The organism is Streptomyces sp. NBC_01571, from assembly GCF_026339875.1.
Taxonomy (GTDB): Bacteria; Actinomycetota; Actinomycetes; order Streptomycetales; family Streptomycetaceae; genus Streptomyces.
In genome coordinates, this window is the sequence record NZ_JAPEPZ010000001.1 from 797,750 (window position 1) to 824,389 (window position 26,640).

Here is a 26,640-nt window from a genome sequence, read left to right on the forward strand (position 1 = left end):
CCAGTGGCGACTGAAGCTGAGGCCCTGCAACTGGTTGGCCTCCTGGAGGACGAACTCCGGAGCCGGCGACCGGCTATCGACCGGAACGAGGCCTACTACCGGGGGAAGCAACCCCTGAAGTTCGCCTCCGATGAGTTCCGCCGGTATCACGGGGACCGCTACCGGGAGTTCACGGACAACTGGGTTCAGGTGGTCAGTGACTCCCCGGTGGAGCGGCTGACCGTTAACGGTGTCCTTCCCATGGGGATGACGGAGGCTGACAAGGAGTCCTGGCGTGTCTGGCAGATGAACGGCCTGGACGCGGACTCCCAGCTCGGCTTCCTGGGCGCGGTGAACTCTGGCCGCTCCTTCGTCCTGGTCTGGGGCAACCCTGACGACCCGGAGACTCCGGAGGTCACCTTCGAGGACGCGTCACAGTGCATCGTCGCGTACATGCCTGGGTCGCGCCGGAAGCGCAGGGCCGCGCTCAAGCGCTGGGAGGACGGAGGCGACGACTTCGCCACCCTGTACCTCCCTGACGAGGTCTGGAAGTTCAAGCGTGGCCGTATGGGTGCGGCCCAGAAGAGTCTCCACATGCTGGACGTGGACTCCGAAATGGCGAAGTGGGAGGTCCGGGAAACCGGCGACGAACCGAACCCCCAGCCGAACCCCATGGGCGTCGTCCCGATGGTCGAGTTGCCGAACAAGCCGACGCTTGTAGGGGACCCGATCAGCGACGTAGCCGGCGTGGTCGCCATGCAGGACGCTGTGAACCTTTTGTGGGCCCAGCTCTTCACGGCCAGCGACTACGCGTCGTTCCCTCAGCGGCTGGTCCTGGGCGCGGAGCGTCCGGTGGTCCCGATCCTGGACGAAAATGGCCAGGTGGTCGGGGAGCGACCTATCGACCTGGAGAAGTTTGCGGTTGACCGCGTCCTGTTCATCACGGGCGAGGACGCGAAGGTGGCGGAGTGGACCTCTGCCAACCTGGACGCCTATACGTCCGTGATCGAAGTCGCCGTTGGCCACATCGCTGCACAGACGCGTACGCCCCAGCACTACCTCATTGGCAAGATGGCCAACGTTTCCGGCGATGCCCTCCTGGCCGCTGAGACTGGTCTGGTCAAGCGGGTCGAGGAGAAGGAACTCTGGTTCGGCCAGGCCCTCCGGGAAGTCTTCCGGCTGGTCGCGCTGGCGCAGGGCGACGAACCGAAGGCCCTCGCCATGGCGGGCGGTCGCGTGCTGTGGGCAGACGCTGAGTCCAGGTCCCAGGCCCAGCTCGCGGACGCCCTGACGAAGCTGAAGCAGATCGGCTTCCCCTTCGAGTGGCTGGCGCTCCGGTACGGCCTGACGCCTACGGAGGTCGCGGACCTCATGGTCATGAAGGACAAGGAGCTGGCCGCGGACCCGATGGGCGCTATCACTCAACTGATGGCGCACGATCCGGCCCAGGGCGCAGCCGCCCCGACTGAGGCGCCTGGTGGTGTCGATGGCGTTCAGCCGGCTGTCGCGTAAACACCAGGAGCGACGCGCGGCCCTGGCTGAGGCTACGGCCAGGAGCGTCCTCGCTGAGTGGGCGAAGGTCCGGCCGGAGTCCGTGGCGCGAGACTGGGCGCGACTCCTCCCCCGCGTGACCGCGTATGTCCAGGCTGGACAGCTTCACGCGGCGGAGGGCACACACACGTTCCTGAAGGAACTACTGGGGCCCGACGCTGAGGGCGCCCCGGAGATCGTCCCTGAACAGTTCGCATCCCAGACGCCGGACGGGCGGGACGCAATGGGCCTCCTGGCCCGAGCCATCCCGACCGCCATCAGGTCCAGGTCTGCCGGCCTGTCCCCGCGCGCCGCAATGGCGAGGGGTGCCGCGTTCCTGGACATGGTCGTCCGGACGGTGGTCGCTGACACGGGTCGACAGGCAGACCAGGCCGCAATGGTCGGGAACGTCAGGGTGACCTCGTACGTGCGCGTCGTGGAGCTGCCCGCATGCTCCCGTTGCATCATCCTCGCCGGCCGCGAATACAGCGTCTCGCAGGGCTTCCTGCGGCATCCTCGCTGTGACTGCACCATGGAGCCGGTAGTGAAGCGCCGGAAGGCCCCGGTCCTGGACGCGGAGGACCTGTTCCAGTCCATGACTCCGGACCAGCGTCACCGCACATTCGGCGAGGCCGGTACGAAGGCGATCGAGGACGGCTCACGTATCTCCTCTGTCGTGAACGCTCGCAAGTCCATGGACCAGGTCGAGATGTTCGGCCGTACTGTCCAGGTCACGCATGTGGGCACTGGCTCCCGCAAGAAACCTAGGCGGCCTCCGCGGCTCATGCCGGAGGAGATCTACCGCCAGGCGGAGTCGCGCGAACACGCGATCCGACTCCTCTACAAAAACGGCTACCTGAAGTAGGGCGCAACGCTCCTTCGCTGCCACTCCCCTGACCACGCGCGCAAGGCGCCAGGTCTCCCTTTGTCGATTCCGCAATGGAGGACGCATGCCCGAGAACGATGAGACCCAGACTCCGCAGACCGGAGAGGACACGAACACTTCCGGTACCGGAGAGGAGGTCCCCCAGGGCGACGCTGGCACGGCTGGCGACGATGGCACCCCTGAAGGTGCCGATGCCCTGGGCGACGCGGGCAAGCGCGCGCTGGACTCCATGAAGGGCAAGTGGCAGACGGAGCGCGACAGGCGTCGTGAGCTGGAGGCCCGTATCGCCACGCTGGAGGCCCCGCAGGCGTCCGGCGACAGCGACCAGCCTGACCCGGACGCGATCCGCGCTGAGGCTGCGCGAGAGGCCACCACGAAGGCCAACACTCGCATCCTGAAGTCGGAGATCAGGGCCGCTGCCGCTGGCAAGTTGGCCGACCCTGCGGACGCCCTGGCGTACCTGGACGTCGCCTCCTTCGAGGTGAATGAGAACGGCGACGTGGACGCGGAGGAGATCAGCGACGCGATCGCGGACCTGTTGACCCGCAAGCCGTACCTGGCCGCGAAGGGTGCTCCTCGCTTCCAGGGCTCCGGCGACGGTGGCGCGGCCCGTAAGGCGGCTGGGCCCTCCCAGCTCACGCGCGCGGACCTGAAGGGCATGTCGCCCGACCAGATCCACAAGGCGAAGGCCGAAGGCCGCCTGAACACGGTGCTCGGCATCGGTAAGTAACCCCCCTTTCCCCATACGAACGGAGGCCCACCGTGGCCGTCGACACTTTCATTCCCGAGGTCTGGGCCGCTGACCTGTTCGTCGCCCTTCGTGGCGTCCAGATCTTCGGCCAGGGTGGTCTCATCAACCGCGACTACGAGGGCGACATCGCGCAGTCCGGCGACACTGTCCACATCGGCTCGCTGACCCGCCCGACGATCAGCAACTACGTCAAGAACTCCACGGTCATCGACCCCCAGACCCTGGCCACCACTGACCAGGCCCTGGTCATCGACCAGTCGAAGTACTTCGCCTTCGAAGTGGACGACGTGGACGCGCGCCAGGTGAAGGACTCCGGCCAGCTCCTCAACAAGGCTGCGGACGACGCTGCCTTCGGCCTGGCGGACGGTGCTGACCTGTTCCTGGCCAGCCTCATGACCGCGGGTGCGGGCAGCGTCCTGACCCCGGGTGCGGCTACGACCCCGGACGCTGCGTACAAGATCGTGCTGGCCCTGAAGGTCAAGCTGGACAAGGCGAAGATCCCGACGCAGGGCCGCTTCCTGGCCGTGGCGCCGGAGTTCCACGCGCTCCTCCTCCAGGACAATCGCTTCCTGGACGCTGCGGCCTACGGCTCCAACACCCCGATCCTGAACGGTGAGGTGGGCCGCGTCCTGGGCTTCCAGGTCATGGTGACGCTGAACCTTCCGGCCGGCACCGCGGGCACGCTTCCGGCGGTCTCCAACTTCGTCGTCGCGGGTCACTCCATGGCGACCACGTTCGCGGAGCAGATCAACAAGGTCGAGGCCTACCGCCCGCAGAACTCCTTCTCCGACGCGATCAAGGGCCTGTACCTGTACGGCGCGAAGGTCGTCCGCCCGGAGGCCCTGGCCGTCATGGACGTGGACGTTACGACCGGTCTGCCGGCCTAGTCGTGAACTCTGAGGGTGGTCGCTGGGCCTAGTTCCTGGCGGCCCCCTCGGGTCCCTCCCTGACACACCTACCTACGAAGGAGGCGCCCCGTGGCGCTCGTTCCCGTCGAAATTGTCAACGGCTCCAGCCAGACCGTACGCCTCTCCCTGGAGGAGGACGGCGACACGCTGGCCTACTTCCGGAAGCTGGCCAGGCGCGAGGACCTGGAGTCAGTCACGGTCCTGACTCCGGCACCCGCGCGCAAGTCTGCCGCGAAGTAAGGGCGGTGACGTCTCATGGCCCTCGCTTCGCTGGCGAGTGTCGCTGACCTGGCGGCCAGGGGCGTTACCGTCGCGTCTGAGGAAGTGGCCTTCGTGGACGTCTCCCTGGACGTTGCGTCCGCCATCGTGCGTGACGCGGCTGGGTCCCCCATCAGCGAGACGGCTTCGGCCGTGACTCTGGAGGGGGACCGGGGCCAGCGGCTACGGCTACCTGGCCAGCCTGTCCGCTCCGTGTCTGAGGTTCTCCTGGACGGCCGTCTGGTCACTGACTGGAAGCTGGTGTCCGGCGCCCTGTACCGGACGGCCGGCTGGCGCCTCACGTCGGTGCCTTCCCTTGTGGACGTCACGTACGTTCACGGACTGGCCGCTGTCCCGGTCGACATCGTGGACCTGGTCTGCCGCATGGCGGCCCAGGCCCTGGTGAAGTTCCGGGAGTCTCCCGACGCGATCGCCTCGAAGCCGGTCATCCAGGAGCGTATCGGTGACTACTCCGTGACGTACGCGTATGAGCTGGCGTACTCCGACATGGAGTTGCCGAAGTATCTCCGCGCACGCCTAGCTGCCCGCTTCGGTGCTGGTGGCGGCCAGGTGGTGAAGTCCAGGTGAGCCGTGTTGATCGTCTGCTGAACGCTACGGCGGAGGTCTGGCGGTCGGCCCGTACGCCTGACGGTATGGGCGGCTGGACGGACGGGTGGGCCAGGACCAGTACGGTCCGCGCCCGCCTCTCCCAGCCGTCTGCCGCGGAGCGTGTGGTGAACGACCGCGCGGAGGCCCGCCTGACGCACATCGTCTTCCTTCGTGACGACGCTGATGTGCGTCGCGGGGACCAGCTCCGCACGACTGGCCGGACCTTCCGTGTCCTGGCCGTCTATGAACCGTCCGTTCCTGGCTCGTACCTGCGCGCTGACTGCGAGGCACACCAGGCATCCCCGTAAGGAGGCCGCCGCATGGCTGCCATTTCTGCCCAGCGCGTTGCCGTGGCTGGTACCGCTGTCACCTACCAGTCCGCCGCTTCGGGCGGTGACACGGCCCCCGTTGGTGGCGGCCTGAAGCTGCATGTCGCGAACGGCGGGGCGTCCCCCATCACGGTCACCGTTGTGACCCCGGGAACCCTGGACGGCCTTGCGATCGCGGACGCGGCCCTGTCCATCCCTGCCAGCGGTAACGGCTTCATCCCGCTGACCAGCGTCTACCGGGACCCCGTGACTGGCCGCGCGAACATCACGTACAGCGCGGTCACTTCGGTGAACGTGGCCGTCATCTCCGACTGATGGCTTCGAGCATGAGGGGCCTGCGTACTGCGCTTGCTCGCCTGCGGCTCCTGCCCGTCCGCGTAAACGAAGCGCGTGCGGACGCCCTGCGCGACTGGGCCCAGGACCTGGAGAAGACAGCCAAGGAACTGGCCCCGGTCCGGAAGGGCACCCTTCGCGACTCGATCGAGGCGAAGGTGAACGCCAGCTCCGGTAAGGCCTGGGTCCAGATCGCCCCTGGCAAGGCGCGCAAGTACGCGTACTACGTGGAGAAGGGGACTTCCAAGATGGCTGATCAGCCGTTCCTGGGCCCCGCTGCCCAGATCCACAGACGCACGGGTGAGCGCGCCATGCAGCGTGCGGCCAGACGTCGTCTGGGCAGGTGGTGACGTGGCTACCGCCCTGCGCCCCCTCCAGGCCGCTGTCTACTCGAAGCTGGTCGGGAGTTCTGCCCTCCTCGCCCTGGTGTCCGGCGTATACGACGAGGTCCCCGAACCGGCCCCGTACCCGTACGTCTCGATCGGCTCCCTCAGTGAGTTCCCCGCAGACGCGCACGACGCCCAGGGCCTGGACGCCACCGTGACGATTCACGTCTGGTCTAGGGCCCCTGGCTTCGCCCAGGCGTACGACATCTTCGCCGCGCTGGACGCTGCCCTGGACCGCGTACCTCTCGCGGTCGCCGGCTTCCGAGACGTCTCGATCCGGCACGACCAACACCAGGCATTGAAGGACCCGGAGCCTGGCGTGAGACACATCAACGCCCAGTACCGGGTCTCCCTCACACGTGATTCCTGACCCTAGGAGGTAACCCAATGGCTGGACTTGACGCCTTCGGCATCGCCCTCAAGCGCTCCGACATGGCCACTCCGACCGCCAGCTTCACCACGATCGGCAACGTCACCAGCGTGTCCGGTCCCGAGATCGAGCGGGAGACCTACGACGTCACCGCGCACGACTCCACCAGCGGCTGGCGGGAGTTCATCGGTGGTCTGAAGGACGGAGGCGAAGTCTCGCTGGACGTCAACTACGACCCGCGGAAGCACGACGTCTACGTGGCCGACTTCGAGGACATCGCGCCGCGCGACTACAAGCTGACCTTCCCCGGGACCATCGGGGAGTGGGCGCTGAAGCTGATCCTGACCGGCTTCAGTCAGGAGGCGCCCGTGGACGACAAGTTGGCCGCGTCGCTGAAGTTCAAGGTTTCCGGCAAGCCCGTCATCACCCCTGGAGCGTGACCCTGATGTACCTGTCTGCTGACGACATCCTGAACGCCGACGACCTGGCCCGCGAGGACGTCTCTGTCCCGGAGTGGGGCGGCGTGGTCCTCGTCCAGGGCATGACTGGCACGGAGCGCGACCGCTTCGAGGCCGCCATGATGAACTCCGAGATGACGGGTGTCTCGAAGGACAAGGCCCTGGACATGTACCGCGCCCGGCTGGCCTCCGCGTGCATCGTGGACGAGAACGGGAAGCGACTGTTCCAGGGCGCCGCGGTCAAGCGGCTGGGCGAGAAGTCGGCCCAGGCCCTGACTCGCGTGGTCGAGGTCGCCTCCCGCCTGTCCGGCCTGACGGATGAGGACGTGGAGGAGCTGACGGGAAACTGATCGCCCGCCCAGAGCGACAGTTCTACTTCCGCCTCGCCGGTTTCCTGGGTATGCCGGTCCATAAACTCCTCGCCAACACGTCCTCCCGTGAACTCACGGAATGGATGGCCTACGAGAGGGTCACGGGCCCGCTGGACTCCCGCCTACGCACTGACATCGCTGCCGGAATCGTGGCCGCCACGGTCGCCAATTCCCAGGGCGCGAAGCGTAAGGCGAAGCCGTCCGACTTCATACCGACGTGGTTCAAGCGTCGCAAGTCCCCCTCTGAGATCTGGCAAGACGTGCTGAAGGCGAACGCTGCCCTGGGCGGGTCAATCCGTTACCGCGATGAATAGGAAGGAGGTCCGCCCATGGCCACGCTGGCATCGCTCACTGTGGCACTCGGTATCGACACTGACCGAATCGACCGCGGAGTACGCTCGGCACAACGCCGGCTAGTAACCCTCGGCATCGAAGCGGACCGCGTTGGCCGGCGCGTTGCCGGGTCGTTCCGTTCGATCGGCTCACGCGCTGCCTCAGTCGGGTCCTCTGTGGGATCCGCCCTGGGCTCCGCGTTCAGCACGCTGGGAACGGTCGGCCTTAAAACGCTGGGCGGCCTCACTAAGGCATTTGCCGTGATGAGCGTCGGAGCCATCGGCGCGGCCGGTGTGCTCGCTGCTGTCCCGCTGGCGGTCATCGGTCTAGGCGCGTCTGTTGCTGCACAGAGCAAGCAAGTGCAGTCGGCCTTCGGTGACCTGAAGACGCACGTCACCAAAACCATGCAGTCCCTTGCGAAGCCTCTGGTCAAGCCGATGGCCGACGCAGCCAAGCAGATCAGCGGGATCTTTGATGACATCGCCCCGCAACTGGGCCAGTTGTTCAAGGCTGCGGCCCCGATGATCAAACCCCTGGTCGAGGGAATCGGGGGCCTCGTAAACGGCCTGGTCAAGGGCCTCGTGCCCGTCATGCAACAGGCTGGCCCCCTTGTCGAATCGCTGGGCGCGCTGTTCACCACAATTGGCGACGGCCTGGCCGGATTCTTCAACGGCCTGACCATCGGTCTGGGTTCGGCCGCCGGAGTGTTCGATGGCCTGGGAACCGTGATCGGCACGATCCTGCCGGTACTCGGCGCGCTCCTGGGGCAGATCCTTGCGGTTGCCGGTCCGGCCCTGGGCAAGTTGCTGACCGCACTGGGCCCCGTGATTCAGGCGCTCGGCGATGCGCTGATGCCGATCATTGCCGCGCTCGGCCCTGTGCTGGACGCCTTCGTTAACGCTGTGATCGCGCTCCTTCAGTCTGTGCTGCCGCTCCTGCCGCCGCTGGCGCAATTGATCGTTGGGCTACTGCCTGCGCTCACTCCGATTCTCGTCGCGTGCGTCCCGCTGTTCCAGGCGCTCGGCGATGTGATCCTGGCCCTGATACCGATCCTCACACCGATCATTCAGCTTGTCGCATTCCTGGCAACGGCGCTCGGTAATGGGCTGGCGCTCATCATCACGTCGATCGTGGTCCCGGCGGTCCAGGCCATAGCGGCACTCCTCCGGGGCGACTTCTCCGGGGCGCTGGGGTTTGCCAAGACGGCCGTAAAGGGCGTCGCGGACTTCTTCGTCCTGATCTTCGTGAAGCTGCCTTCCCGTGTGTGGACGGCCATTTCTCCTCTCGCCGGCAGGGTGTGGCAGGCGGTGAAGGATGCGGGCAACCGCATGTCGGACGGTGCGAAGCATGGTGTAGCAACCGCGGTGACATGGTTCAAGTCGCTGCCTGGTAAGGCTAAGTCTGCCCTGGGCAACCTCGCCGGGACTCTGGTCAGCGCGGGTGCGTCGCTGATCGCCGGATTCGTGACGGGCATCGTGTCCAAGATCGGGTCTGTCAAGTCGACGCTGGGCAGCCTGACTTCCAAGCTGACTAGCTGGAAGGGCCCCGCGCCTGTTGACCGGAAGATCCTGACGCCGGCCGGCCGCATGGTCATCGGTGGTTTCCAGAAGGGGATCGCAGCGCAGACGCCACACCTTCGGCGCCAGCTCCAGGGCCTGACTTCGGATCTTCCGGGGATGGCCATGGACATCTCGCCGAAGGGTGTCATGTCTGCCTCTGTCCGCCAGGCCCAGGCCATCACGTTCAACGTGACTGGCGCGGACGAGGACATGAAGCGGTTGATCCGCCGAATCGTAAAGAACGACGGTCGAGGGTCCGTGCAGACGGCCTTCGGCACCCGATAAAGGAAGGGGGTCAGCGGTGACGTTCCCGCTCGACATTCGCACTGAGCTGAACCTGGCTGGTCTGTGGACGGACATTAGCCCTGACGTTTACGTTCGGGACCAGAAGCAGATCACGCGCGGCCTGCGCGATTTGGGATCCACCGCTGACCCCACTTCCCTCTCGCTGACCCTGAACAACAAGGGCGGGAAGTACTCCCCCCGGAATGCCATGTCCCCCCTGTTCGGACTGATCGGCCGGAACACTCCGATCCGCGTGTCCGTTCCCCAGGCTGGTGACCACTTCCTTCAGCTTGACGGAGGCACCAGCCACTTCGCCTCCACGCCGGACACTGCCGCGCTCGATATCACGGGCGACATAGACGTGCGGATCGAAGCCGAACCTGGCTGGTTTTCCGGCCGTATTCAGCTCCTCATGGGCAAGTGGACGGACGAGGGAGATCAACGCTCCTGGGTCGTCCTCACCTACAACGGCTCCCTGTACTTCCGGTACACCACAGACGGAACCGTTAACACTGACCTTTTCCACACGGTCGCCCTGCCGGTCATGCCGGAGCGCGCTGCCGTGCGCATGACCCTTGACGCTGACAACGGAGCCGGGGGACGCACGGTCACGTTCTACTGGGCGGAGTCCCTGGACGGACCCTGGACCTCGCTGGGCGCAACGACGACTAGCGGCGGCGCTGTCTCCGTGTTCAACTCCACGGCACCGCTGACGATCGGCCCGTACGACTTCCGCGACGGAATCGGCACTCCCCGACTTCCGTTCATCGGCCGGTTTTACAGGGCGGAGGTCCGCAACGGGATCAATGGCACTGTGGTCGCCGCTCCGGACTTCCGGGGCCTGGCCGCCGGGACGACGTCGTTTACGGACTCCGCGTCCAGGAGCTGGTCCCTGACGGCTGGCGCTGAGGTACGGGACCGCGCGGACCGCTTCATGGGGGAGGTCAGCTCCTGGCCTCTCCAGTGGTCGCCGGACGACGCGGATGTGTGGTCAACGGTCCAGGCTTCGGGCGTCCTTCGCCGTATGGGCCAGGGCGCGAAGCCTCTTGACTCCACGCTGCGCAGGCGCATCCCTTCGGGGAAGCCGGTCGCGTACTGGCCTATGGAGGAGGCGCAGGACACGACGCGTGCTTACTCCCCGATCGCTGGCGTTCAGCCGGCCACTGTGTCGGGTGTGGAGTGGGCGGCCTGGGACACGCTCCCTTCGTCGGCTCCGCTGCCCAGCCTGACGGCCTCAGCGAGCCTGACCGCCTGGGTAGCGCCAGTGTGGTCCTCCTGGCTCACCCCTGCCGCGGCATCAAATGCGTGGCAGGTGGAGTTCGTCTACAACGCGGACAACAAGATCCCGCCCGCCTCCGGTAGCTATGCGGAGATCATCAGGTACTTCTCCACGAACGGCACTGTCCGCCAGTGGATCGTGAAGATGAAAAAGGGCATCTGCTACGTGAACGGCTACGACGACGAAGGCGTGGTCCTGGTGGATCACGCGATCGCCATCGGAGACGACGTCTTCAACGGCTGGACGCGGCTGCGTTTTTGGGCCGCGAACAACGCGGACGGCCGTACCTTCAACTGGCGCATCGACTGGCAGGATGTTGGCGGGAGCGCCGGCGGCCTGACCGCCACTGAGACGGGCAAGTGCGGAAGCGTGTCCCGCGTGGCCGCGCGCTGGGGCGCCCTGACCGAAGGCTGGGGGTTCGGCCACCTGGCCGTGTTCCCCGACTCCGGCAACACCACCTTCAACGGGTCGGACAACGCGTATTCGGGTGAGTCTGCCTGGACGCGCATGTCCCGCCTGGCGCTGGAGGAGGGGTTCAACATCACGCGCCAGCCTGGCCCGCTGACTCCGGAGTCCATCGGCTTCCAGCGAATGGACACGGTCCTGGACCTGGTCGAGGCCGCTGCCGATGCTGACGGCGGAATGTTGACGGAGGACCCGAACCGTCTGGGCCTGCGCTACCGGGACCGTTCGTCCCTCTACGCCCAGGACCCTGCCCTGACCCTGTCCTACGTGAAGCCTGGTCTGGGCCCTGATCTGGACCCCGTGGACGATGACGCGCAGATACACAACGACGTGACGGTGTCGCGTGATGCTGGCGCCTCCGCGCGTGCCGTGCAACAGGACGGCCCGCTGGGTGTCGACACGATCGGCAGGTACGACACGGCTTACACGCTGTCGCTGGCCGACGACTCCCGTCCGGAGCCGATCGCGTTCTGGCGCCTCCATCTGGGGACGTTCGACGGAGCTCGGTATCCGTCCGTAACGGTCATGCTCCACAAGCCTGGCGCGGAGGCCTTCATACCGGCCATCCTCGCCCTGCGCGAGGGGGACAAGATCCGGCTTACGGACCTCCCCCAGTGGGTCAGCAATGAAGACGTTGACCTGATCGTTAACGGCTGGTCCGAGGTCCTGGACCTGTACCGCTGGGAGGTGACGTTCACCTGTTCGCCTGGCGGTCCGTGGGATGTCGCGATGCTCGACCCAGGCTTGCGTGCGTCTGGTGGTGACAGCGTCCTTACCGCGGCGGTCAGCTCCTCCGCGACGAAGCTGACTGTTACTCCTCCCCTGGGTGTCGGCTGGACGACCGATCCGGGAGAGGCACCGTTCGCGATCCGCGTCGCTGGCGAGGTCATGACCGTGACGAAGGCTCTGTGGGCCGTTGACGATGGTTTCGACCGGACTGTCACCAGCGGCTGGGGCACTGCCGATTCAGGCGAAACGTGGTCCCTTACCGGTACCGCGTCCGACTTCAGTGTTCAGGGGGTGTGACTGTGGCTGACCTGTACCCCTCGTACTCAGCCCTCGCTGCGGCGGAGACTGAGAACGTCACCTACGCGCGGCGAACGGTCCCCGTAACCGGCGCCACCTGGTGTGCCATCGCCATCCATGGCGGAGGGATCGAGGTAGGCAGCGGCGAGGTAGCACGCGCGGTGGCCGCCGGCCTGATGAACCACTACGAATTCGCAGGCCTGAAGTCCTCCAACAACGTGTCCTTGCATGTGACCAGCACGAACTTTGACGAGCCGACATGCCTGGGCATCGTCACGTCGTCTCGCCGCTGCCTCTCCCTCCACGGCTACGTCGGAACTGCCGGCCTGGCAGAGACCTCCCTCGGAGGCCTGGACACGGACACTGCCGAGCGGGTCCGTGATGAGCTGACGCGGGCCGGCTTCTCCGTCATCGACGCGGCCCAGGAGATCAACGGCAACGACCTGACGAACATCGCCAACAAGACGACGCTAGCGGCCGGCGTCCAGATCGAGATGAGTAACGCCCTCCGCACGTCGTTCTTCCCCAACGGCGACACGTCCCGTGCGATGCGGGACAGCGGGCAGCGCACTCCCGCGTTCACTGCGTACGTGGCCGCCCTTCGCCGCGCATTCTCCGGCCGTGCGCGCATGTCCCTGGGTGCCGTTAACGTCAGCCGCTGGGCGACGGTTCCGTGGCCGTCCGCTGATCTGGACGTTGCGGTATCGCTGGGTACCGACAAGCTAGCCACTGGCGGGTCGCACTTCCTGCATGTGGCTGGTCGGGTCGCGGACACGAACAATTGCTACCTGGCCCGCCTGGCGCTCAACACGGACCAGTCGGTGACCCTGACCCTGCGCAAGCGTGTCGCCAGCACGGAGACTCTGTTGGCGACCGCGCCCGCTACCTTGACCCAGTTCACGCATGCCGCGGGTCGCATGTTCCGCCTGCGCCTGAAGATCACGGGCAGCACGCTGAACGCGAAGATGTGGCTGGACGGCAGTCCCGAGCCTGACGGCTGGTCTGTCACCACCACTGACACGAGCCTGTCCGCGGCTGGCGCTGTCGGCATGCGCTCCCTCCTGTCGTCCGCGAACACAAACACGCTGCCCGTGGCCTGTTCGTATGACGACTTCCGCCAGATCTCGTACCAGACGATGACGGTAACCCGTGGCGTTAACGACGTGGTCAAGCCCCAGGCGTCTGGCGCCCCTGTCGATATCGCGTCTCCCGCACCTGTTGCTCTGTAGGAAGGGGCCCTCCTGATGACCATGTGGCAACCTGGCATGGCTGTATCTGCTGACCGCCTGAACGACGGCCCCCCGACAATCGTTGAAGCGACTGGGTTCACGATCGCCAGCGGCTGGGACCTGAACGACTTCAGCATGGCGCGGGCCGGCTCCGTCGTGGAACTGAACCTGTACGTCCACCGCTCCGGCACAACGCTGACCATCACGGGCACGGCGAACCTGAATGACACCCTGGTGGGGACCGTTCCCGCTGAGTGGTGCCCGACCCGCGGCACGATCAATGGCACCTGGGATGACGGCACGGCGGAGGGCGGTTTCGTCATCGGCACGGACGGCATCGTGACCCTGCGCACGTCCAACGGTGAGGCCATCGTGGGCGACGCGACCAGCGCCGGCAACGGCCGGAACCTACGGCTGCACATCGTCTTCATTCAGTAGCCGCCCAGCCTCTCCCCCTCTCTCCTCTGGCCCCCGTGTCTGGCATCGCTGCCGGCCCGGGGGCCTTCCCATGAAAGGACGTTTACGCATGTCTGCTGTCTCGAAGGTCGTCTCCATAGCGAAGGCGGAAGTCGGCTACAAGGAGGGCCGGTCCGGCGGCCACTGGAACAACAAGGAGAAGTACGCCGCGGAGGTCCCCACCATGGCCTGGGTGTCGGCTGGCGGCTACCCCTGGTGTGCCCTGTTCGTCTCCTGGGTGGCGCTCAAGGCTGGCGTAGCTGCCCTGTACCCGCGCTCCGCGTCGTGCGAATACGGCGTGTCTTGGTTCAAGTCCCGGAAGCGCTTCAGCGAGTACCCCGCGATCGGCGCCCAGGTGTTCTACGGTCCGGGCGGCGGTACCCACACGGGCATCGTCGTGTCCTACACGGACAGCACGATCACTTGCGTGGAGGGCAACACGAACACGGACGGCTCCGCTGAGGGGGACGGTGTGTACCTGAAGACGCGTGCCCGCAAGTCGGTCAACGTTTACGGCTACGGCTACCCGGACTTCCCCGAGGGCATCGTGTCCGCTGACCCTGCCTGGGCGGACAAGGCTCCGAAGCCTGCGGACAAGCCGTCCGCTCCGTCCGCTCCGGCCACGAAGCCGGCCACTCCGGCGAAGCCGAAGGTCTCCCTGGCCGCGCTGGTGTCCGCCGCGAAGCGGAACCCTTCCGCGAAGGGGACCCCGGTCACCTACTCGGGTGTCCGCACCGTGGAGGCCGCGCTGGTGAAGGCTGGCCTCCTGTCCGCGCGCCTGTCCGATGGTCACTTCGGCACTGAGACGGTGTCCGCGTACGCGGCCTGGCAGCGCAGGTGCGGCTACTCCGGCACGGGTGCGGACGGTGTCCCCGGCATGGCCACTCTGCGGAAGCTGGCCGACAAGTACGGCTTCAGCGTCACCGCGTAGCCGGACAGGAGCGGGCAGCATGAGTGACGACCTGGGGTCAGTGACCATCGGCGCGCGCGAGATCTACGACGAACTGGTGGCCATGCGGGGCGATGTCCGCGTGTCCACTGACCGCCTGACCGCAGCGGCGGACACCCTGTCCGACCACGAAGGCCGCTTGCGGTCACTGGAGCGGCGGACATACGCCGTGCCTGCCGCGCTCGTGACCGCTGTCCTCTCCGCGGCCACCACGATTACAACCGTCGTACTGAAGATGTGAGGCAGCTATGGGTGAGCACAACGCGCCGGACAGTGGCGTGACCGCGAAGGCCATGGACGTGGCCCGCTGGGTATGGCGCAACCGCCGGAAGGTCGCGGCTGTAGCCCTTGTGGCCGTGCCGGTCGTAGCGCGCTGCCTGCCTGGCTTCCCCGCTGAGGAGGCCGTGTCGGTCCTCCGCGCCTTCCTGGGCGCCTGACACAGGGGACGTCCTCCCCGGGGCGGTAGGGACAGACCCGCCAACCTGGGGAGGACCCCATGAACGACATCGCGATTACCGGCCTGGCCCGCGCAGGCAAGGACTCCGTGGCCGCCCGCCTGGTCGAGGCCCACGGATACGTCCGTGTCGCCTTCGCTGACCGGCTGAAGGAGGCGGCCCTGAAGGCGGACCCGATCGTTTCCGCGTACGGGAACAACGAAGACACGATGGCGGAGACTGTCCGCCTGTCGGAGATCGTTAACGACTACGGCTGGGAGGCAGCGAAGGACCTGTATCCGGAGGTCCGCCGCTTCCTCCAGAACTACGGCCAGACGGTTCGGGAGATCGATCCCCAGTTCTGGATTAAGGCGGCCGGCGACGCGGTCAGGGCAGCGCATGCCGCGGGCCAGCCGGTCGTGTTCACGGACGTGCGGTACAGGAACGAAGCTGACTACCTGGCAGCGAACGGCTTCCGCATCGTCCGTGTCATCCGTCCCGGCCAGGAGCCTGGGGCGCATGTCAGCGAGCGTGACATGCTCCGCTACCCGGCAACGCGCACGATCGTTAACGACGGCTCGCTGGAGGCACTTGCGGCCTGCGCTGACACACTGACCGCCGGCTGACCATGGCCAAATTGGGGTCCCTTCGGGGGCCCCTTTTTCGTTGTAGGTGCCACATTTGAGGCGCCTGCGCTACGCTCCTGGTACCCCCCATAGGAAGATCAACTAGGAGTGATCGCGTGACCACGAAGCGGGCAGCGGCCCAGGACCTTATCAACCGCGTCAGGACACTCCGACTGGCAGGCCAGGCCGACGACGCGGAGGCCCTGCGCGAGGAGGCAGAGGCAGCGGTGAAGGCCACAGCGCCACGGGACAGGAAGGCCCTGGGCGAGGAGCTGGCGGACGCGTTCACGGTGGAGTCCTCGGCCTCTACTGCGCTGGCAATCGCGTCGTACCACGAAGTCGAGGGCATTGACCCGATCGTGAACGCAGCGGTCCGGCGCGTGAGGGACGCGGTGGACGCCGGCCTGAAGGCTGCCGATATGGCCCGCTCGATCGCAGAGGACCTCCTGGAGGCGCGGCTGAAGATGCGCACTAAAGAGGGCTTGCCCGATGTCGTCGCGGAGCGGAAGTTCACGAAGGACATCGCCCATGACACGTTCGTGAAGGCACGCGAGGGAGTGACGGAGTCGGACGTCCACCGCTGGGCCACTCACAAGTCGCTGGCGAAGGCGGTCCGTAACCGCATGTCCGACGTGGTGGTAGCGCGCCTCCAGAGCCTGGACGAACACCCAGAGAACTTTCCGGCCGACGCCCTGGCCCAGGCGAAGGCGGCCTTTCCGAAGCTGTCCAACACGGAGGCCGTTTACGCACTGTACGAGGCGAAGGGCACGAAGCTACCGCGCAAGGGCCGTACGCAACTGGCACGCGAGGACGCCCAGCGCAGGGCCGCCCTGGTGAAAGCCGCCATGGCTGGTGAGCTGACGTCCTCCGACGACGAGGAGCCTGACGAGGAGGAGCTGGCGCGCGACATGGCCGCCCTGGAGCGAGTGGAGCGTGGCTTCCTGCGGACGACGAGGCGCGCGGCCAGCCTCACGAACGACCAGCGGAACGCGCTGAAGGCCCGCATTAACGAGATGATCACGAACCTGGCCGCTGCGGCGGCTGGCCTGTAGCGCGCAGGCACGGACGAGGGTCGGCCCCTGGCTGGGGGCGACCCCTTTCTGTTTTCAGCGAAGGGGAGGAGCCGAGGGGCCTCTAGTTGTTTCTATATTTTTGTTTAGTCCCGTTAAGAAAAATAACTCTCCATTCGTTTCGCTTTTTCGGCCTTACCTCAGCAACTGGGACAGTTCAGCAATTCCGCTCCTCCATTCCTGGGGACCTCCTCCCCGGTCAGTAGTGAAGGCAATCCCGCCCGCACTACCGGAGGCCCCCATGTCCAATCCCATCAGCACCGTTAAGCGTGCCGGCTCCCGTTTCTACGTGAACGAGACTCGCCCCAACGTCACCGTCCCCGGCGTGACCTCCATTGTGGGCATGCTCCCGAAACAGGACTTCCTGGGACCGTGGCAGGCTGGCATGGCCGCTGACCTGGCCATCGACTCCTTCGACTACCTGTCCCAGATGGCAGAGCGCGACCGCGCTGGGGCACGTCGGTACATCTCCGGCGCCGCCCGCCGCTACACGGAGACCCGGTCCAAGCTGGGGTCCCGCGCGCACGACGTCTTCGAGCGGCTCATGAACGGTGAGGACGTCGACTACGTCCACCCCGACATCGTGAACCACGTCGAGCACTTCCGTCAGTTCCTGGTCATGGTGAACCCGGAGCTGGTCCGCGCTGAAGACGTGGCCTGGTCGTACCAGCACGAGTACGCCGGCTCCTTCGATGCGATCCTCCGGGTCTGGGTGAATGTCGACGCGAAGGGCAACGTCACGATCACGCCCGACCGCTCCGGCACTCCCATCCTGGTCATGGTCGACTACAAGACGAGCAAGAACACCTACACGGACGTCGCGCTCCAGCTCGCTGCCTACCGGTACGCAGACGTCATCATTGACCCGGAGGGCAATGAGGAGCCGATGCCGGACATCGAGTCCGCCGCGGTCCTCCACGTCACCGACACGGAGTGGTCGTTCAAGGGCGTGCGCGCTGACCGCATGGTCCACGACTACTTCCTGAACCTGCGGAAGACGTTCACCTGGGTGCGCGAGGACTCGAAGGACGTCATCGGCAAGGCCCTGTCCTCCTCGAAGGGCCGCATGGTGACGGGTACGCAGCGACGGGGGAAGTGACCGCATGACTGCCTACCGCGACCGTGACGGGGATGTCTGGACCCGGAACGAACACGGGCAGTACGTGTCCCCTGGTCTGAACACACGAGCCCTGGATGAACTGCGGGACGCGTACGGCCCGCTGACTCCCCTTACCGACGACACGGAGGAGGCGCCCCGCATGACCCGTGAAGAGGCACTGGCGAAGGCCACGGAACACGTCAACTCCCTGTCCACGAACAGCCGCGGGTACCAGGACGGTGTCCGCTTTCCCGACAAGGTGGCCGCTGTCGAGCGGCTGGCCCGCTTCCTGGCCGGCGACGCTGCGACGGACGAGGAGGCCTGACCATGGTCCTGTCCGCGACTGAGGAAGAGATGCGGGACCCGGAGTTCTGTTGGACCTGCATGCGCAAGTGCGGGTCGCAGCCTCACCGCTGATCCGTTAACGACTGACTCTCGACTGGCCCCCTGGCCTGGCTTCGCGCCTGGCTGGGGGGCCTTTCTCTTTTCCGGCCGGAGCCGCGGGGGACGTCCTCTCCGGACCAGTGGTGACAGCCACCACTGAGAGGGTTCACGATGTCCGCTGACTTTCGCGAGACAGTCCTGACGCTTATGAAGGTCCGCCACGTCGTCCGTACGGAGCGCGGGAACGGCACCGTCGCGCAGCTCGACAAGGCGCACACGAAGGCCGTGAAGGCGTACCTGGAAGACGACTACAGGCGCGTCGCCGACGCTGCCCACGCGGAGCGCATGGCGTACCTGAAGGCCGCGGACTACCCGGACCCCGAAGGCTGGGGTGACAACGGCAAGGGTCTGGGTGAGCACCGCCGTGCCCGTGACATTGCGCATGAGGAGAAGCAGCACGCGAAGTTGCCGAAGCCGGGACGGCGGTACCGCTTCCCCGCCTGCAACTGGGATGCCGCCAGCCGGCCGTTGCGTGCGCTGCCGACCACTGACCCGCTGACCTACCTGACCGAAGTCGGGCCTGGCCACTACGCCACGGCGGAGGCAGCGGAGGGCCTGGCCGATCAGGGGACGTCCTCCCCGGACCAGTAGCAGAGGGACAGCGAAGCGCCAGGTCAGGGCCCGATCGAGGGCCTGGGGGACGTCCTCCCCGGACCAGTAGCAGAGGGGCGCTTCACCCCATCTTCAGCCACTTGTCAGCCATGCCCAGGAGGTACCCCCATGCTCGACATCTTTGCGACCGACCCGGAGGCGAAGGCCGCACGCGAGGAGCGTGAGGCGAAGTTCGAAGCCTCGAAGCGTCCGGACTGGTCCTTCCAGCTCCGTTCTGGCAAGCGCAACGGCAACCAGCCGGTCAGCCTGCGGGAGTGGCGCATCACCACTCCGAAGCTGGAGACCGTGAACGCCCTCAAGGAGTTGTTTGGCGGCGTGATCACGGAGGCCCCGAACGGGGACTACGCCCTGGACACGGACAGGGACCGCCTGGAGGTCATCGTGGACGCCTCCAAGATCGAGTCCAAGCTGATTCAGTGGGCGGACGGCCTCCCGATCCATGAGTGCGACGGTTCCAACTACCTGTCGCCGGAGGCGGACAAGGGCAAGCCGTGCGACTGCCCGCGGCTCCTGGACGACCGGAAGGAAAAGGCGAAGCAGCGTCGGGGCCCGAAGCCGAACATCGTCGTCCCGCTGCGCTTCCCGCAGGACGAGGACCTGGGCACTGGCAAGTACACGGCCACCGCCTGGTCGTTCGCGGAGGACCTCCCGTACGTCATGGCCCAGCTCTCCCGCATCGACGGAGAGGCCCTCTGCGCCCTCCGCCTGGACCACATCGAGTACGAGAAGAACGGCAAGCCCCAGTCGTTCACGAAGCCTGTCCTGTCCGTCATCGGCTCGTACCAGGACGCCATCGCCGGCGACCCGGAGAACTGACCGTGAACGCCATGTGCGCCACGGCGGTCCGCCTGGCCCCGGACGACCGGATCCGCGCTCCGCTGTGGACCTGGCCTCCGCTCCTGGCGAAGGCGGTCCTGACGCAGCGTCGGCGCCGCTTCGGGATCGAGGACGAACGGATCCTGCCCGCTGAACTGACGGAGGAGGACGACACCCCCTGACCCTTTGGTCCGGCCCTTGACGGGGTCGGGCCTTCGGGCGTGACAAAACTCCCTGACGAGAGGTCACGCTCGTGCGCTACGTAGGCGGAAAGAGCCGACTTGCTAAGTCCATCGCTGAGGCGGTCCAGTCGCGACGCGCAGGCCGGAGCAAGTACATAGAGCCATTCATGGGCGGCGGTGCCACGTTCGCGCGCATGGCCCCGATGTTCGACCAGGCAAGCGCTGGAGACGTGGTGGAGGACCTGGTCCTACTGTGGACGGCCGCACGCAACGGCTGGGAGCCGCCCACGGACGTTGACGACACGCTGTACAACACCCTTCGGGATGCCGGCCCGTCGCCTGTCCGTGGCTTCGTGGGATTTGGCTGCTCATTCGGAGGTAAGTGGTTCGGAGGCCGCGCAAAGGGCGGATACAACGCGGACGGCACGCCCAGGAACCACGCGGCGGAGTCTGCGCGCGCTGTCCTGCGCCTGGCACCCAAGATGCATGGCACTGACATCCGTTTGCGCGGTTACCAGGACTGGACGCCTGACGCGGACACGGTCGTCTACTGCGACCCCCCGTACGCCGGGACGCAGGCCTACGGCGCGGCCGGCGCGTTTGACAGCGCGATGTTCTGGAAGACCGCAGAGTCATGGGTCGCTGACGGCGCGCTGGTCCTGGTGTCGGAGTACGAGGCGCCGGACGGCTGGGTCCCCGTGCTGACCCGCGAACACCGCCAGTCCCTCCAGCACGGTAAGGAGGGCCGCCCCAAAACCACAGAGACCCTGTGGGTTCACGTCTCCCAGCTCTGACCCTTTGGTCCGGCCCTTGACGGGGTCGGGCCTTCGGGCGTGCCAAGACGTCTTCAGTGAGAGGACTTCCTGATGACGTTCACGATGCGTTCCGGTCACCGCGTCTGCGCCCTTCCCCTGGGCAGCGGGCAGATGGAGTTCACGACCCGCAACCCTGACGGAGAGGTCATCTCCACTGTCACGCTGTCCGACGCGTCCGCCTCGCTCACCCTGCGGAGCCTGGAGGTGAACGCCCGTTAACCCGCTGCCTGGCCTCCTGACGGGGGTCAGGCCTTCGGGGCGCAAGGACCAACACGACGCCCAGGAGGCACCCATGGCCGAAGCCACGAAGTCGACCCGCACCGTCACGACCACTGAGGAGTCGTTCACGCTGACTCTGGCCCCCGCTGAGTTCGACTGGCTGAAGGGCGTGGTCGGCAACACGGTCTCCGTCAACGGCGACCCCGGCGAGCGCGTGTGGGCGGCCATGAAGTCGCCGGCCGCAGTCGAAACGGGCACGTACACGCACAAGGGCGTGACCTACGACCTGAAGGCGGAGTACCTGGACACATCGCACGACGTCTGGGAGTTCACGGGTGAGCGCGACAGCGCTGGTGTACCGCTGATGTCCTGCGCCATCGGGGGCGACACGTATGAGAACTGGCCGCTGACCCGCGTGGCCGACCACTACCGCACCCTGCGCAAGATCTGACCCGCTGCCTGGCCTCCTGACGGGGGTCAGGCCTTCGGGGCGCCCAGACATTCCATGAAGGCACGGCTTCGCCGCGCTTTAGCCGCCCCTACTGGGGCGTTTGCGAGAGGACACACCCATGGCTGAGACGTTCAAGGCAGGCGACAAGGTCACGACGACCCGCCCCAGCATGCCGCAGGGGACCATCGTGTTCGGTCCGTACCGGTCAGCCGTGAGCAACGGGGAGTGGGCCCTGGTCCAGGCTCCGGACGGTACGGCCGTGTCGGTCCCCGCCAGCTCCCTGACCCTCGCGCCTGCGTTCACGATCGGCGAGACCGTTGAGGAGCGGGCCATGGGCCGCACGGTCACGATCGAGGCCGGCCCGTTCAAGGGCCTCGCGGGCAAGGACCAATACGTGGTCAAGTTCGTGAACGTCGGCCACCACGCGTGGGTCTCCGCCACGGGCCTGCGTAAGCGTCCTGCCCCGACCACCCAGCTGGCCTCCTGGGAACGGGAGCTCCTGGACGGTCGCTCCTCGCGCTCCGTCACCTACGCCGGCCGCCCCTACAGCCTGGACGGCGAGTACACGGACCGCCAGGGCGACGTCTGGAAGTTCAACGGCCGGATGTCCTCCGATGGCACGCCGCTCATGGAATGCGCCCTGTACCCCGTTTTCGATGCCACGTCGCTGGCCGAAGTCGTCCGTTCCTACGGTCCCCTCTCCCGCGTCTGACCCACTGCCGAGACGCGGCTACGCCGTGCCTGCCTGGCCTCCTGACGGGGGTCAGGCTTCGGCCGTGCCTAAACCGTTAACGACTGGAGGCACGCGTGTTCGTAACCTTCCGAACCATTTCGAAGGCTGGCGCTCCCGCCCTGGGGGACGTCCGGCAGATGGGCAGCGGGGACACCCTGGTCATCCTTCCCAGCGCGACACAGCGCAGGGACTGGGGGCGTTACCAGGACGCGATCGGCCAGGCCGTGGCCCGTGGCGCTGAGGTACACCGCACTGCCCAGGAGGCCCAGGCATGACCGCCTGGTCCGTCCTGGTCCGTGTCGCTGCCCTCGCTGCGTACGTCGTTGCCCTGGCCTGGGCCCTGGGCCTCCTCCCCTGGCAGAGGGGGAAGCGGTGAACCGTACCGGCATCCCCGAAGGCTTCCGTCCCGTCCGGCCTCTGCCTGACACGGAGCCTGTCGACGTCGCTGCCCTCTCCCCCGCTGTCCGCTCCACGTGGATCACGGCGGACCTGATCGCAAGCCTGGAGGACTGATGCGAGACCGAATGAGCCGATGTACCTGCGACCAGGCTTCAGGCCAGTACCAGGGCCCTGACGAGGACTGTCCCGCGCACGGTGACCCGCTCCTGTTCGCGGACGAGGTTGACCGCCTGCGCGCTGAGCTGGAGCGTGTACGCGCTGTTGTCAATCAGTACCCCAGTGCTGTCTGGTATCACGGTCCGACCCTCCGCGCTGCCCTGGGTGGTGGCCAGTGAGCAACCCTTCGAAGGCCCGCGGAACAAGGTGGGAAAGCACCATACGCGACTACCTGAACGGGACCCTGGGCTACTCCCACCCGACTGACTGGCGGCTGGTCAAGCGCCAGGCCCAGGAGGGCGCGAAGGACGTCGGGGACCTCCACGCCTGGCCCTTCATCCTGGAGGCGAAGGACGTCAAGTCGCCGGCCGTGCCTACCTGGTTGCGCCAGGCCGAAGCGGAGGCCGTTAACGCTGGCTTCCCGTACGGCGTGGTGATCCACAAGGTTCGCGGCAAGGGTCCGGCCCTGGCGCGCGTGCACATCACGGACGTGACCTTCCAGCGGCTGATCGGCAGTGGGACCCTGCCTGACGGCTTCCGTGGCATCTCCTTCCCCACGCTGAACACGCGGGGCCAGTACTGGACGTGGACCCTGGCCGACTTCGCCCAGGTCCTCCGCGCTGTCCGCGCCACCCTCCCGCCTGTCTGACGCCTGGCCCCTGCCCTGACGGGTGGGGGCCTTCGTCGTGCCTCCCTGGGGACGTCCTCCCCGGTCCAGGGGTGACAGACCCCCGATCGAGAGGAGACCCACCCTGTGGACGTGAACGAGATCCTGGCCCGCTTCCAGGACGTTGACGATAAGCCGGACGGCGGGTACATCGCACGCTGTCCTGGCCACGGTGACAGCCGTCCCTCCCTGCGTATCTGGTTCGGCGAGGACGGCCGTGTCCGCATGACGTGCCGTGCCGGTTGCGAGACTGGCGACGTCATCCGCGCCGTGCGCCTCCCCTGGTCCGCCATGTTCAACGCGACTGGCGCCGCCAGGACCGTGACGTCCGTGAAGCCGGAGACGGTGGGCACGGCGGAAGTGGCCGCCCTGCGCGTGTACCTGGACGCTGCGGCGAACGACCTCCAGCGCGTTGACACGGAGTACTCGGGCATCGCCGCGGACTATGCGGTCCGCCGGTTCGGCATGACTCAGAACCTGGCCGCCAGCCTGGGCCTGGGGTTCGATGACGGGTCGCTGGCGGGTCTGCGCTACACAGACGAGGAGGGTCGTCCCAGGAACTACCGCTCCCCCGGCTTCCGCCGGTTCCCCCGCCTGATCGTCCCCCTGGTCGGATTCGACGGAGTGGCCCGCGGCCTCCAGGGGCGTGACGTGTCCGGCGACTGTCCCGCCCGTTGGATGTCCCTCAGCAACCCTGACGGCCTCCGCTGGGCCCCGTATGGCGTCCTCCTCGCTGAGGCCCAGACGGACACGTACATCGTCACGGAGGGCCCTGGGGACGGCCTTACCGTCGTGGCCGCCGGATACAACGCGGTCATCATCCGCGGGGCCTCCCTCGTTAACTCCCCCGACCTGTTGGCGGAGCTGGCCGCCGGCCTGAAGGGCAAGCGGGTCATCCTCGCCGGAGACAACGACAAGGCCGGTAACGGCTTCACCCAGCGACTGGCGGACGGCCTGGCCGCTCACGACGTCCCGACCCAGGCCCTGGCGATTCCGCACGAGGGCGACGACTTGACCGACTGGAGGGCCCGAGACGTGGCCAACTTCCCCGCTGCCCTGGCCGATGCCGTTAACGCTCCCGCTGCGGAGCCTGCGCCTGCCTTGCCGGCTGGTCTGCCGGACGTGGACGTGGAGGACGTGGCCCCGACGCGGGACCAGGTCGGCCGGATCACGGACCTGTACTACGACACGCTTCGTGAGTACGGCGCGTCCGACGTCCAGGCCGCGTACCTCCTGTCCACGTTCGCTGAGGGCCAGATCAAGTACGCCCCTGGCCTGGGTTTCTTCACCTGGTCGGGTCGCGTCTGGGAGCGGAGCGACTCGAAGGTACGCAACATGGTGCACTTCATCGGCCGTGCCCTGATGGCCGCCGCGAAGCGCAAGACGGACGACAAGGCCCCCGACGCGAAGGAGGACCCCGGAGAGGGCCTGCGCAAGGCTGCGAAGGGGTTCACGACTCGCCGCAAGATTGACGACTGTCTGGCGGAGCTGGCGTCCATCCCGTCAGTTCACGTCTCCCCGACCGACTTTGACAGTCAGCCGGACATCCTGTCCTTCCGTAACGGAACGGTGGACCTGCGCACGGGCGCCATGCGTGAGCACCGTAAGGAGGATCTCCTGACGTACTGCCTGGCCGTGAACTACGACCCGGAAGCGAAGTGCGGACGCTGGGAGTCCTTCCTGGAGGAGGTGTTCCCGGATATGCCGGAGATGCCGTCCTACTTCCGGCGGCTGGTCGGCTACGGCGCGACGGGTCATACGTCGGAGCAGTGCTTTGCTGTCCTCTGGGGCCAGGGCGCCAACGGCAAGTCCGTTGCCACGGACACGCTGACTTCGATCTTCCGGGACATCACGGAGACGACCCCGTTCAGCACGTTCGAGGAGAAGTCCTCCGGCGGGATCCCGAACGACATCGCTGCCCTGCGCGGTAGCCGCTTCGTCATGGCCTCCGAAGGCGAGTCGGGCAAGCCGATGTCGGAGGCGGTCCTGAAGCGCGTCACGGGCAAGGACGAGATTTCCGCCCGCTTCCTGCGCCAGGAGTTCTTCACCTTCAAACCGACCTTCCTCCTCATGCTGGCGACGAACTTCAAACCGAAGTTCCGCGGCCAGGACGAGGGCCTGTGGCGTCGCGTCAAGTTGATCCCGTTCACCAGGTTTTTCGCGCCGGAGGAGCGGGACCACACGCTGGACCGCAAGCTCCTCGCGGAGGCGGAGGGCATCGCGGCCTGGGCCGTGAGGGGCGCGATGGAGTGGTTCCGGTCCGGCCTCCAGGACCCGCAGCACATCATCGACGCGACGAAGGACTACCGCCGCACGTCGGACGCCCTGGCTGGGTTCTTCCCCGGGGTCCTGGAGATGGCGGAGGACGCCAACGAACTGACCGCCGGCCAGGCGTACCAGGCGTACACGCACTGGTGTGAAGCGGAGGGCCTGCCTGCGCGTGAGCGGTGGACCCGACGCACGTTCCTGGACGCCATGGCGGAGCGCAAGGTCCAGCGCAGGAACACGGCTAAGGGCGTCGCCCTGGTCGGTGTCCGCATCGCTGCCGACCACGCGGACGCCCCGGACGGTCCGGGCATCTTCGGCGAGTAGCGGGACCGGGGGACGTCCTCTCCGGACCAGTAGTGCAAGGGCCTGGCCTCCTGACGGGGGTCAGGCCTTCCCCCTGTCCAACAACGGAGAGGGGACGTCATGCGCTACATGGGCGGCAAGGCGAAGATTGCTAGGCACGTAGTAGAGGCCATCATCAGCGACGGCGCACCGACTGACCGATGGTTCGAACCGTTCGTCGGCGGAGGGAACGTGACGGTTCACGCGGCCCCGCTGTTCAGTACCTGCGTAGGCATGGACGCACATCAGGACCTGATCCTGATGTGGCAGGCGGCCACGGCAGGTTGGCGACCGGAGGACGTAACGCGGGAGTCATACGCGGAGCTTCGGCATGCTGACCCGTCGCCGCAACGTGGATTCGTCGGCTTCGGGGCGTCCTTCGGCGGTCGCTGGTTCGAGGGGTATGGCGTCTGTCCTCGGTCTGGGGACGTTTGGCGCGCTTCAGCGCGAGCGCTTCACAGACAAGCAACCGTGTTCACGGAGCATGACGTTCGGTTCCGTCATTCTGTGTTCGGTGCGCACGTGCCCCCGGCGGGGACAACGGTGTATTGCGATCCT

The 26,640-nt window shown here is 66.7% G+C and carries 35 protein-coding genes and 1 pseudogene; 35 read left to right on the top strand and 1 reads right to left on the bottom strand.

What is annotated here, in order from left to right; genetic code table 11:
• Window positions 1–3: 3 nt before the first annotated feature.
• The 32 genes from OHB41_RS03585 (at window position 4) to OHB41_RS03735 (ending at window position 22,525) form a co-directional block, all read left to right on the top strand.
• Window positions 4–1,491 (top strand): phage portal protein, encoded by a 1,488-nt coding sequence (locus tag OHB41_RS03585; protein WP_266696479.1) that lies wholly within the window; start codon window positions 4–6, stop codon window positions 1,489–1,491.
• A gap of 415 nt (window positions 1,492–1,906) precedes the next feature.
• A complete protein-coding gene (locus OHB41_RS03590; RefSeq protein WP_266696480.1) occupies window positions 1,907–2,374 on the top strand; it encodes a hypothetical protein in 468 nt (155 codons plus the stop codon).
• A gap of 85 nt (window positions 2,375–2,459) precedes the next feature.
• Window positions 2,460–3,125 carry a hypothetical protein gene (locus OHB41_RS03595; RefSeq protein ID WP_266696481.1) on the top strand — a complete coding sequence of 222 codons (666 nt, stop codon included), beginning with the start codon at window positions 2,460–2,462 and terminating at the stop codon, window positions 3,123–3,125.
• A 32-nt stretch (window positions 3,126–3,157) separates the two neighbouring features.
• Window positions 3,158–4,033, top strand: a complete 876-nt coding sequence (locus OHB41_RS03600; protein ID WP_266696482.1) for a phage major capsid protein — start codon at window positions 3,158–3,160, stop codon at window positions 4,031–4,033.
• 90 nt (window positions 4,034–4,123) lie between these two features.
• The gene (locus OHB41_RS03605) at window positions 4,124–4,294 is read left to right on the top strand and encodes a hypothetical protein (protein WP_266696483.1); all 171 of its coding nucleotides are present in this window, start codon (window positions 4,124–4,126) and stop codon (window positions 4,292–4,294) included.
• A gap of 231 nt (window positions 4,295–4,525) precedes the next feature.
• Entirely contained in the window at window positions 4,526–4,900 is a 375-nt protein-coding gene (locus OHB41_RS03610) for a hypothetical protein (RefSeq protein WP_266696484.1), read from the top strand.
• Entirely contained in the window at window positions 4,897–5,229 is a 333-nt protein-coding gene (locus tag OHB41_RS03615) for a head-tail adaptor protein (protein ID WP_266696485.1), read from the top strand. The genes OHB41_RS03610 and OHB41_RS03615 overlap by 4 nt, the downstream gene beginning before the upstream one ends.
• Window positions 5,230–5,241: 12 nt before the next feature.
• A complete protein-coding gene (locus OHB41_RS03620) occupies window positions 5,242–5,565 on the top strand; it encodes a hypothetical protein (protein ID WP_266696486.1) in 324 nt (107 codons plus the stop codon).
• The gene (locus OHB41_RS03625; RefSeq protein ID WP_266696487.1) at window positions 5,565–5,933 is read left to right on the top strand and encodes an HK97-gp10 family putative phage morphogenesis protein; all 369 of its coding nucleotides are present in this window, start codon (window positions 5,565–5,567) and stop codon (window positions 5,931–5,933) included. The genes OHB41_RS03620 and OHB41_RS03625 overlap by 1 nt, the downstream gene beginning before the upstream one ends.
• Before the next feature lies 1 nt (window position 5,934).
• Entirely contained in the window at window positions 5,935–6,339 is a 405-nt protein-coding gene (gp17, locus tag OHB41_RS03630) for a DUF3168 domain-containing protein (protein WP_266696488.1), read from the top strand.
• A 17-nt stretch (window positions 6,340–6,356) separates the two neighbouring features.
• Window positions 6,357–6,779, top strand: coding sequence for a phage tail tube protein (locus OHB41_RS03635; RefSeq protein WP_266696489.1), 423 nt, complete (start codon window positions 6,357–6,359; stop codon window positions 6,777–6,779).
• Window positions 6,780–6,784: 5 nt separating this feature from the next.
• Window positions 6,785–7,147, top strand: a complete 363-nt coding sequence (locus OHB41_RS03640; RefSeq protein WP_266696490.1) for a phage tail assembly chaperone — start codon at window positions 6,785–6,787, stop codon at window positions 7,145–7,147.
• Between the two features lie 50 nt (window positions 7,148–7,197).
• Window positions 7,198–7,482: a phage tail assembly protein T gene (locus OHB41_RS52545; RefSeq protein ID WP_526024886.1), complete on the top strand. Its 285-nt coding sequence runs from the start codon at window positions 7,198–7,200 to the stop codon at window positions 7,480–7,482.
• A gap of 15 nt (window positions 7,483–7,497) precedes the next feature.
• Window positions 7,498–9,345, top strand: a complete 1,848-nt coding sequence (locus OHB41_RS03645; RefSeq protein ID WP_266696491.1) for a phage tail protein — start codon at window positions 7,498–7,500, stop codon at window positions 9,343–9,345.
• A gap of 16 nt (window positions 9,346–9,361) precedes the next feature.
• Window positions 9,362–12,115, top strand: a complete 2,754-nt coding sequence (locus OHB41_RS03650) for a hypothetical protein (protein WP_266696492.1) — start codon at window positions 9,362–9,364, stop codon at window positions 12,113–12,115.
• A gap of 2 nt (window positions 12,116–12,117) precedes the next feature.
• On the top strand, window positions 12,118–13,344 hold the full coding sequence (locus OHB41_RS03655) for a poly-gamma-glutamate hydrolase family protein (RefSeq protein WP_266696493.1): 1,227 nt from the start codon (window positions 12,118–12,120) through the stop codon (window positions 13,342–13,344).
• A gap of 15 nt (window positions 13,345–13,359) precedes the next feature.
• The gene (locus OHB41_RS03660) at window positions 13,360–13,782 is read left to right on the top strand and encodes a hypothetical protein (RefSeq protein ID WP_266696494.1); all 423 of its coding nucleotides are present in this window, start codon (window positions 13,360–13,362) and stop codon (window positions 13,780–13,782) included.
• 88 nt (window positions 13,783–13,870) lie between these two features.
• On the top strand, window positions 13,871–14,731 hold the full coding sequence (locus OHB41_RS03665) for a CHAP domain-containing protein (protein ID WP_266696495.1): 861 nt from the start codon (window positions 13,871–13,873) through the stop codon (window positions 14,729–14,731).
• A 19-nt stretch (window positions 14,732–14,750) separates the two neighbouring features.
• Window positions 14,751–14,990: a hypothetical protein gene (locus OHB41_RS03670; protein ID WP_266696496.1), complete on the top strand. Its 240-nt coding sequence runs from the start codon at window positions 14,751–14,753 to the stop codon at window positions 14,988–14,990.
• A gap of 7 nt (window positions 14,991–14,997) precedes the next feature.
• Window positions 14,998–15,186, top strand: a complete 189-nt coding sequence (locus tag OHB41_RS03675; protein ID WP_266696497.1) for a hypothetical protein — start codon at window positions 14,998–15,000, stop codon at window positions 15,184–15,186.
• Between the two features lie 59 nt (window positions 15,187–15,245).
• Window positions 15,246–15,809 carry a deoxynucleotide monophosphate kinase family protein gene (locus OHB41_RS03680; RefSeq protein ID WP_266696498.1) on the top strand — a complete coding sequence of 188 codons (564 nt, stop codon included), beginning with the start codon at window positions 15,246–15,248 and terminating at the stop codon, window positions 15,807–15,809.
• Between the two features lie 116 nt (window positions 15,810–15,925).
• Entirely contained in the window at window positions 15,926–16,861 is a 936-nt protein-coding gene (locus OHB41_RS03685) for a hypothetical protein (RefSeq protein ID WP_266696499.1), read from the top strand.
• Between the two features lie 259 nt (window positions 16,862–17,120).
• Complete coding sequence (locus OHB41_RS03690; protein ID WP_266696500.1) at window positions 17,121–17,978, top strand: PD-(D/E)XK nuclease family protein; 858 nt, start codon at window positions 17,121–17,123, stop codon at window positions 17,976–17,978.
• A gap of 4 nt (window positions 17,979–17,982) precedes the next feature.
• Window positions 17,983–18,303 (top strand): hypothetical protein, encoded by a 321-nt coding sequence (locus OHB41_RS03695; RefSeq protein ID WP_266696501.1) that lies wholly within the window; start codon window positions 17,983–17,985, stop codon window positions 18,301–18,303.
• 230 nt (window positions 18,304–18,533) lie between these two features.
• Window positions 18,534–19,013 carry a hypothetical protein gene (locus OHB41_RS03700; RefSeq protein ID WP_266696502.1) on the top strand — a complete coding sequence of 160 codons (480 nt, stop codon included), beginning with the start codon at window positions 18,534–18,536 and terminating at the stop codon, window positions 19,011–19,013.
• Window positions 19,014–19,142: 129 nt separating this feature from the next.
• Window positions 19,143–19,850, top strand: a complete 708-nt coding sequence (locus OHB41_RS03705) for a recombination directionality factor (protein WP_266696503.1) — start codon at window positions 19,143–19,145, stop codon at window positions 19,848–19,850.
• An 11-nt stretch (window positions 19,851–19,861) separates the two neighbouring features.
• Window positions 19,862–20,032, top strand: coding sequence for a hypothetical protein (locus OHB41_RS03710; protein ID WP_266696504.1), 171 nt, complete (start codon window positions 19,862–19,864; stop codon window positions 20,030–20,032).
• A gap of 71 nt (window positions 20,033–20,103) precedes the next feature.
• Window positions 20,104–20,826 carry a DNA adenine methylase gene (locus OHB41_RS03715; protein ID WP_266696505.1) on the top strand — a complete coding sequence of 241 codons (723 nt, stop codon included), beginning with the start codon at window positions 20,104–20,106 and terminating at the stop codon, window positions 20,824–20,826.
• A gap of 72 nt (window positions 20,827–20,898) precedes the next feature.
• Complete coding sequence (locus OHB41_RS03720) at window positions 20,899–21,066, top strand: hypothetical protein (RefSeq protein WP_266696506.1); 168 nt, start codon at window positions 20,899–20,901, stop codon at window positions 21,064–21,066.
• A 73-nt stretch (window positions 21,067–21,139) separates the two neighbouring features.
• The gene (locus tag OHB41_RS03725; RefSeq protein WP_266696507.1) at window positions 21,140–21,517 is read left to right on the top strand and encodes a phiSA1p31-related protein; all 378 of its coding nucleotides are present in this window, start codon (window positions 21,140–21,142) and stop codon (window positions 21,515–21,517) included.
• Window positions 21,518–21,635: 118 nt separating this feature from the next.
• On the top strand, window positions 21,636–22,229 hold the full coding sequence (locus OHB41_RS03730) for a phiSA1p31-related protein (protein WP_266696508.1): 594 nt from the start codon (window positions 21,636–21,638) through the stop codon (window positions 22,227–22,229).
• Window positions 22,230–22,324: 95 nt separating this feature from the next.
• Window positions 22,325–22,525, top strand: coding sequence for a hypothetical protein (locus OHB41_RS03735; RefSeq protein ID WP_266696509.1), 201 nt, complete (start codon window positions 22,325–22,327; stop codon window positions 22,523–22,525).
• A gap of 276 nt (window positions 22,526–22,801) precedes the next feature.
• Here the strand turns inward: OHB41_RS03735 and OHB41_RS03740 are convergent, their stop codons facing one another.
• A complete protein-coding gene (locus OHB41_RS03740; protein WP_266696510.1) occupies window positions 22,802–22,945 on the bottom strand; it encodes a hypothetical protein in 144 nt (47 codons plus the stop codon).
• 35 nt (window positions 22,946–22,980) lie between these two features.
• Here OHB41_RS03740 and OHB41_RS03745 point away from each other — a divergent pair, with 35 nt between their 5' ends.
• The 3 genes and pseudogenes from OHB41_RS03745 to OHB41_RS52255 all read left to right on the top strand — a co-directional run.
• A complete protein-coding gene (locus OHB41_RS03745) occupies window positions 22,981–23,454 on the top strand; it encodes a hypothetical protein (protein ID WP_266696511.1) in 474 nt (157 codons plus the stop codon).
• A gap of 111 nt (window positions 23,455–23,565) precedes the next feature.
• A complete protein-coding gene (locus OHB41_RS03750; protein WP_266696512.1) occupies window positions 23,566–26,064 on the top strand; it encodes a phage/plasmid primase, P4 family in 2,499 nt (832 codons plus the stop codon).
• 108 nt (window positions 26,065–26,172) lie between these two features.
• Window positions 26,173–26,388: pseudogene (locus OHB41_RS52255) on the top strand (DNA adenine methylase); the annotation flags it as partial.
• Window positions 26,389–26,640 lie beyond the last annotated feature (252 nt).

What these genes read in the sequence shown, in the direction of transcription:
- OHB41_RS03645 (WP_266696491.1), top strand. Translation starts at nt 7,498, where the DNA reads ATGGCCACGCTGGCATCGCTCACTGTGGCACTCGGTATCGACACTGAC.
- OHB41_RS03675 (WP_266696497.1), top strand. Translation starts at nt 14,998, where the DNA reads ATGGGTGAGCACAACGCGCCGGACAGTGGCGTGACCGCGAAGGCCATG.
- OHB41_RS03635 (WP_266696489.1), top strand. Translation starts at nt 6,357, where the DNA reads ATGGCTGGACTTGACGCCTTCGGCATCGCCCTCAAGCGCTCCGACATG.
- OHB41_RS03665 (WP_266696495.1), top strand. Translation starts at nt 13,871, where the DNA reads ATGTCTGCTGTCTCGAAGGTCGTCTCCATAGCGAAGGCGGAAGTCGGC.
- OHB41_RS03700 (WP_266696502.1), top strand. Translation starts at nt 18,534, where the DNA reads ATGTCCGCTGACTTTCGCGAGACAGTCCTGACGCTTATGAAGGTCCGC.
- OHB41_RS03590 (WP_266696480.1), top strand. Translation starts at nt 1,907, where the DNA reads ATGGTCGGGAACGTCAGGGTGACCTCGTACGTGCGCGTCGTGGAGCTG.
- OHB41_RS03730 (WP_266696508.1), top strand. Translation starts at nt 21,636, where the DNA reads ATGGCTGAGACGTTCAAGGCAGGCGACAAGGTCACGACGACCCGCCCC.
- OHB41_RS03660 (WP_266696494.1), top strand. Translation starts at nt 13,360, where the DNA reads ATGACCATGTGGCAACCTGGCATGGCTGTATCTGCTGACCGCCTGAAC.
- OHB41_RS03725 (WP_266696507.1), top strand. Translation starts at nt 21,140, where the DNA reads ATGGCCGAAGCCACGAAGTCGACCCGCACCGTCACGACCACTGAGGAG.
- OHB41_RS03680 (WP_266696498.1), top strand. Translation starts at nt 15,246, where the DNA reads ATGAACGACATCGCGATTACCGGCCTGGCCCGCGCAGGCAAGGACTCC.
- OHB41_RS03695 (WP_266696501.1), top strand. Translation starts at nt 17,983, where the DNA reads ATGACTGCCTACCGCGACCGTGACGGGGATGTCTGGACCCGGAACGAA.
- OHB41_RS03620 (WP_266696486.1), top strand. Translation starts at nt 5,242, where the DNA reads ATGGCTGCCATTTCTGCCCAGCGCGTTGCCGTGGCTGGTACCGCTGTC.
- OHB41_RS03670 (WP_266696496.1), top strand. Translation starts at nt 14,751, where the DNA reads ATGAGTGACGACCTGGGGTCAGTGACCATCGGCGCGCGCGAGATCTAC.
- OHB41_RS03640 (WP_266696490.1), top strand. Translation starts at nt 6,785, where the DNA reads ATGTACCTGTCTGCTGACGACATCCTGAACGCCGACGACCTGGCCCGC.
- OHB41_RS03690 (WP_266696500.1), top strand. Translation starts at nt 17,121, where the DNA reads ATGTCCAATCCCATCAGCACCGTTAAGCGTGCCGGCTCCCGTTTCTAC.
- OHB41_RS03705 (WP_266696503.1), top strand. Translation starts at nt 19,143, where the DNA reads ATGCTCGACATCTTTGCGACCGACCCGGAGGCGAAGGCCGCACGCGAG.
- OHB41_RS03720 (WP_266696506.1), top strand. Translation starts at nt 20,899, where the DNA reads ATGACGTTCACGATGCGTTCCGGTCACCGCGTCTGCGCCCTTCCCCTG.
- OHB41_RS03710 (WP_266696504.1), top strand. Translation starts at nt 19,862, where the DNA reads ATGTGCGCCACGGCGGTCCGCCTGGCCCCGGACGACCGGATCCGCGCT.
- OHB41_RS52545 (WP_526024886.1), top strand. Translation starts at nt 7,198, where the DNA reads ATGCCGGTCCATAAACTCCTCGCCAACACGTCCTCCCGTGAACTCACG.
- OHB41_RS03595 (WP_266696481.1), top strand. Translation starts at nt 2,460, where the DNA reads ATGCCCGAGAACGATGAGACCCAGACTCCGCAGACCGGAGAGGACACG.
- OHB41_RS03625 (WP_266696487.1), top strand. Translation starts at nt 5,565, where the DNA reads ATGGCTTCGAGCATGAGGGGCCTGCGTACTGCGCTTGCTCGCCTGCGG.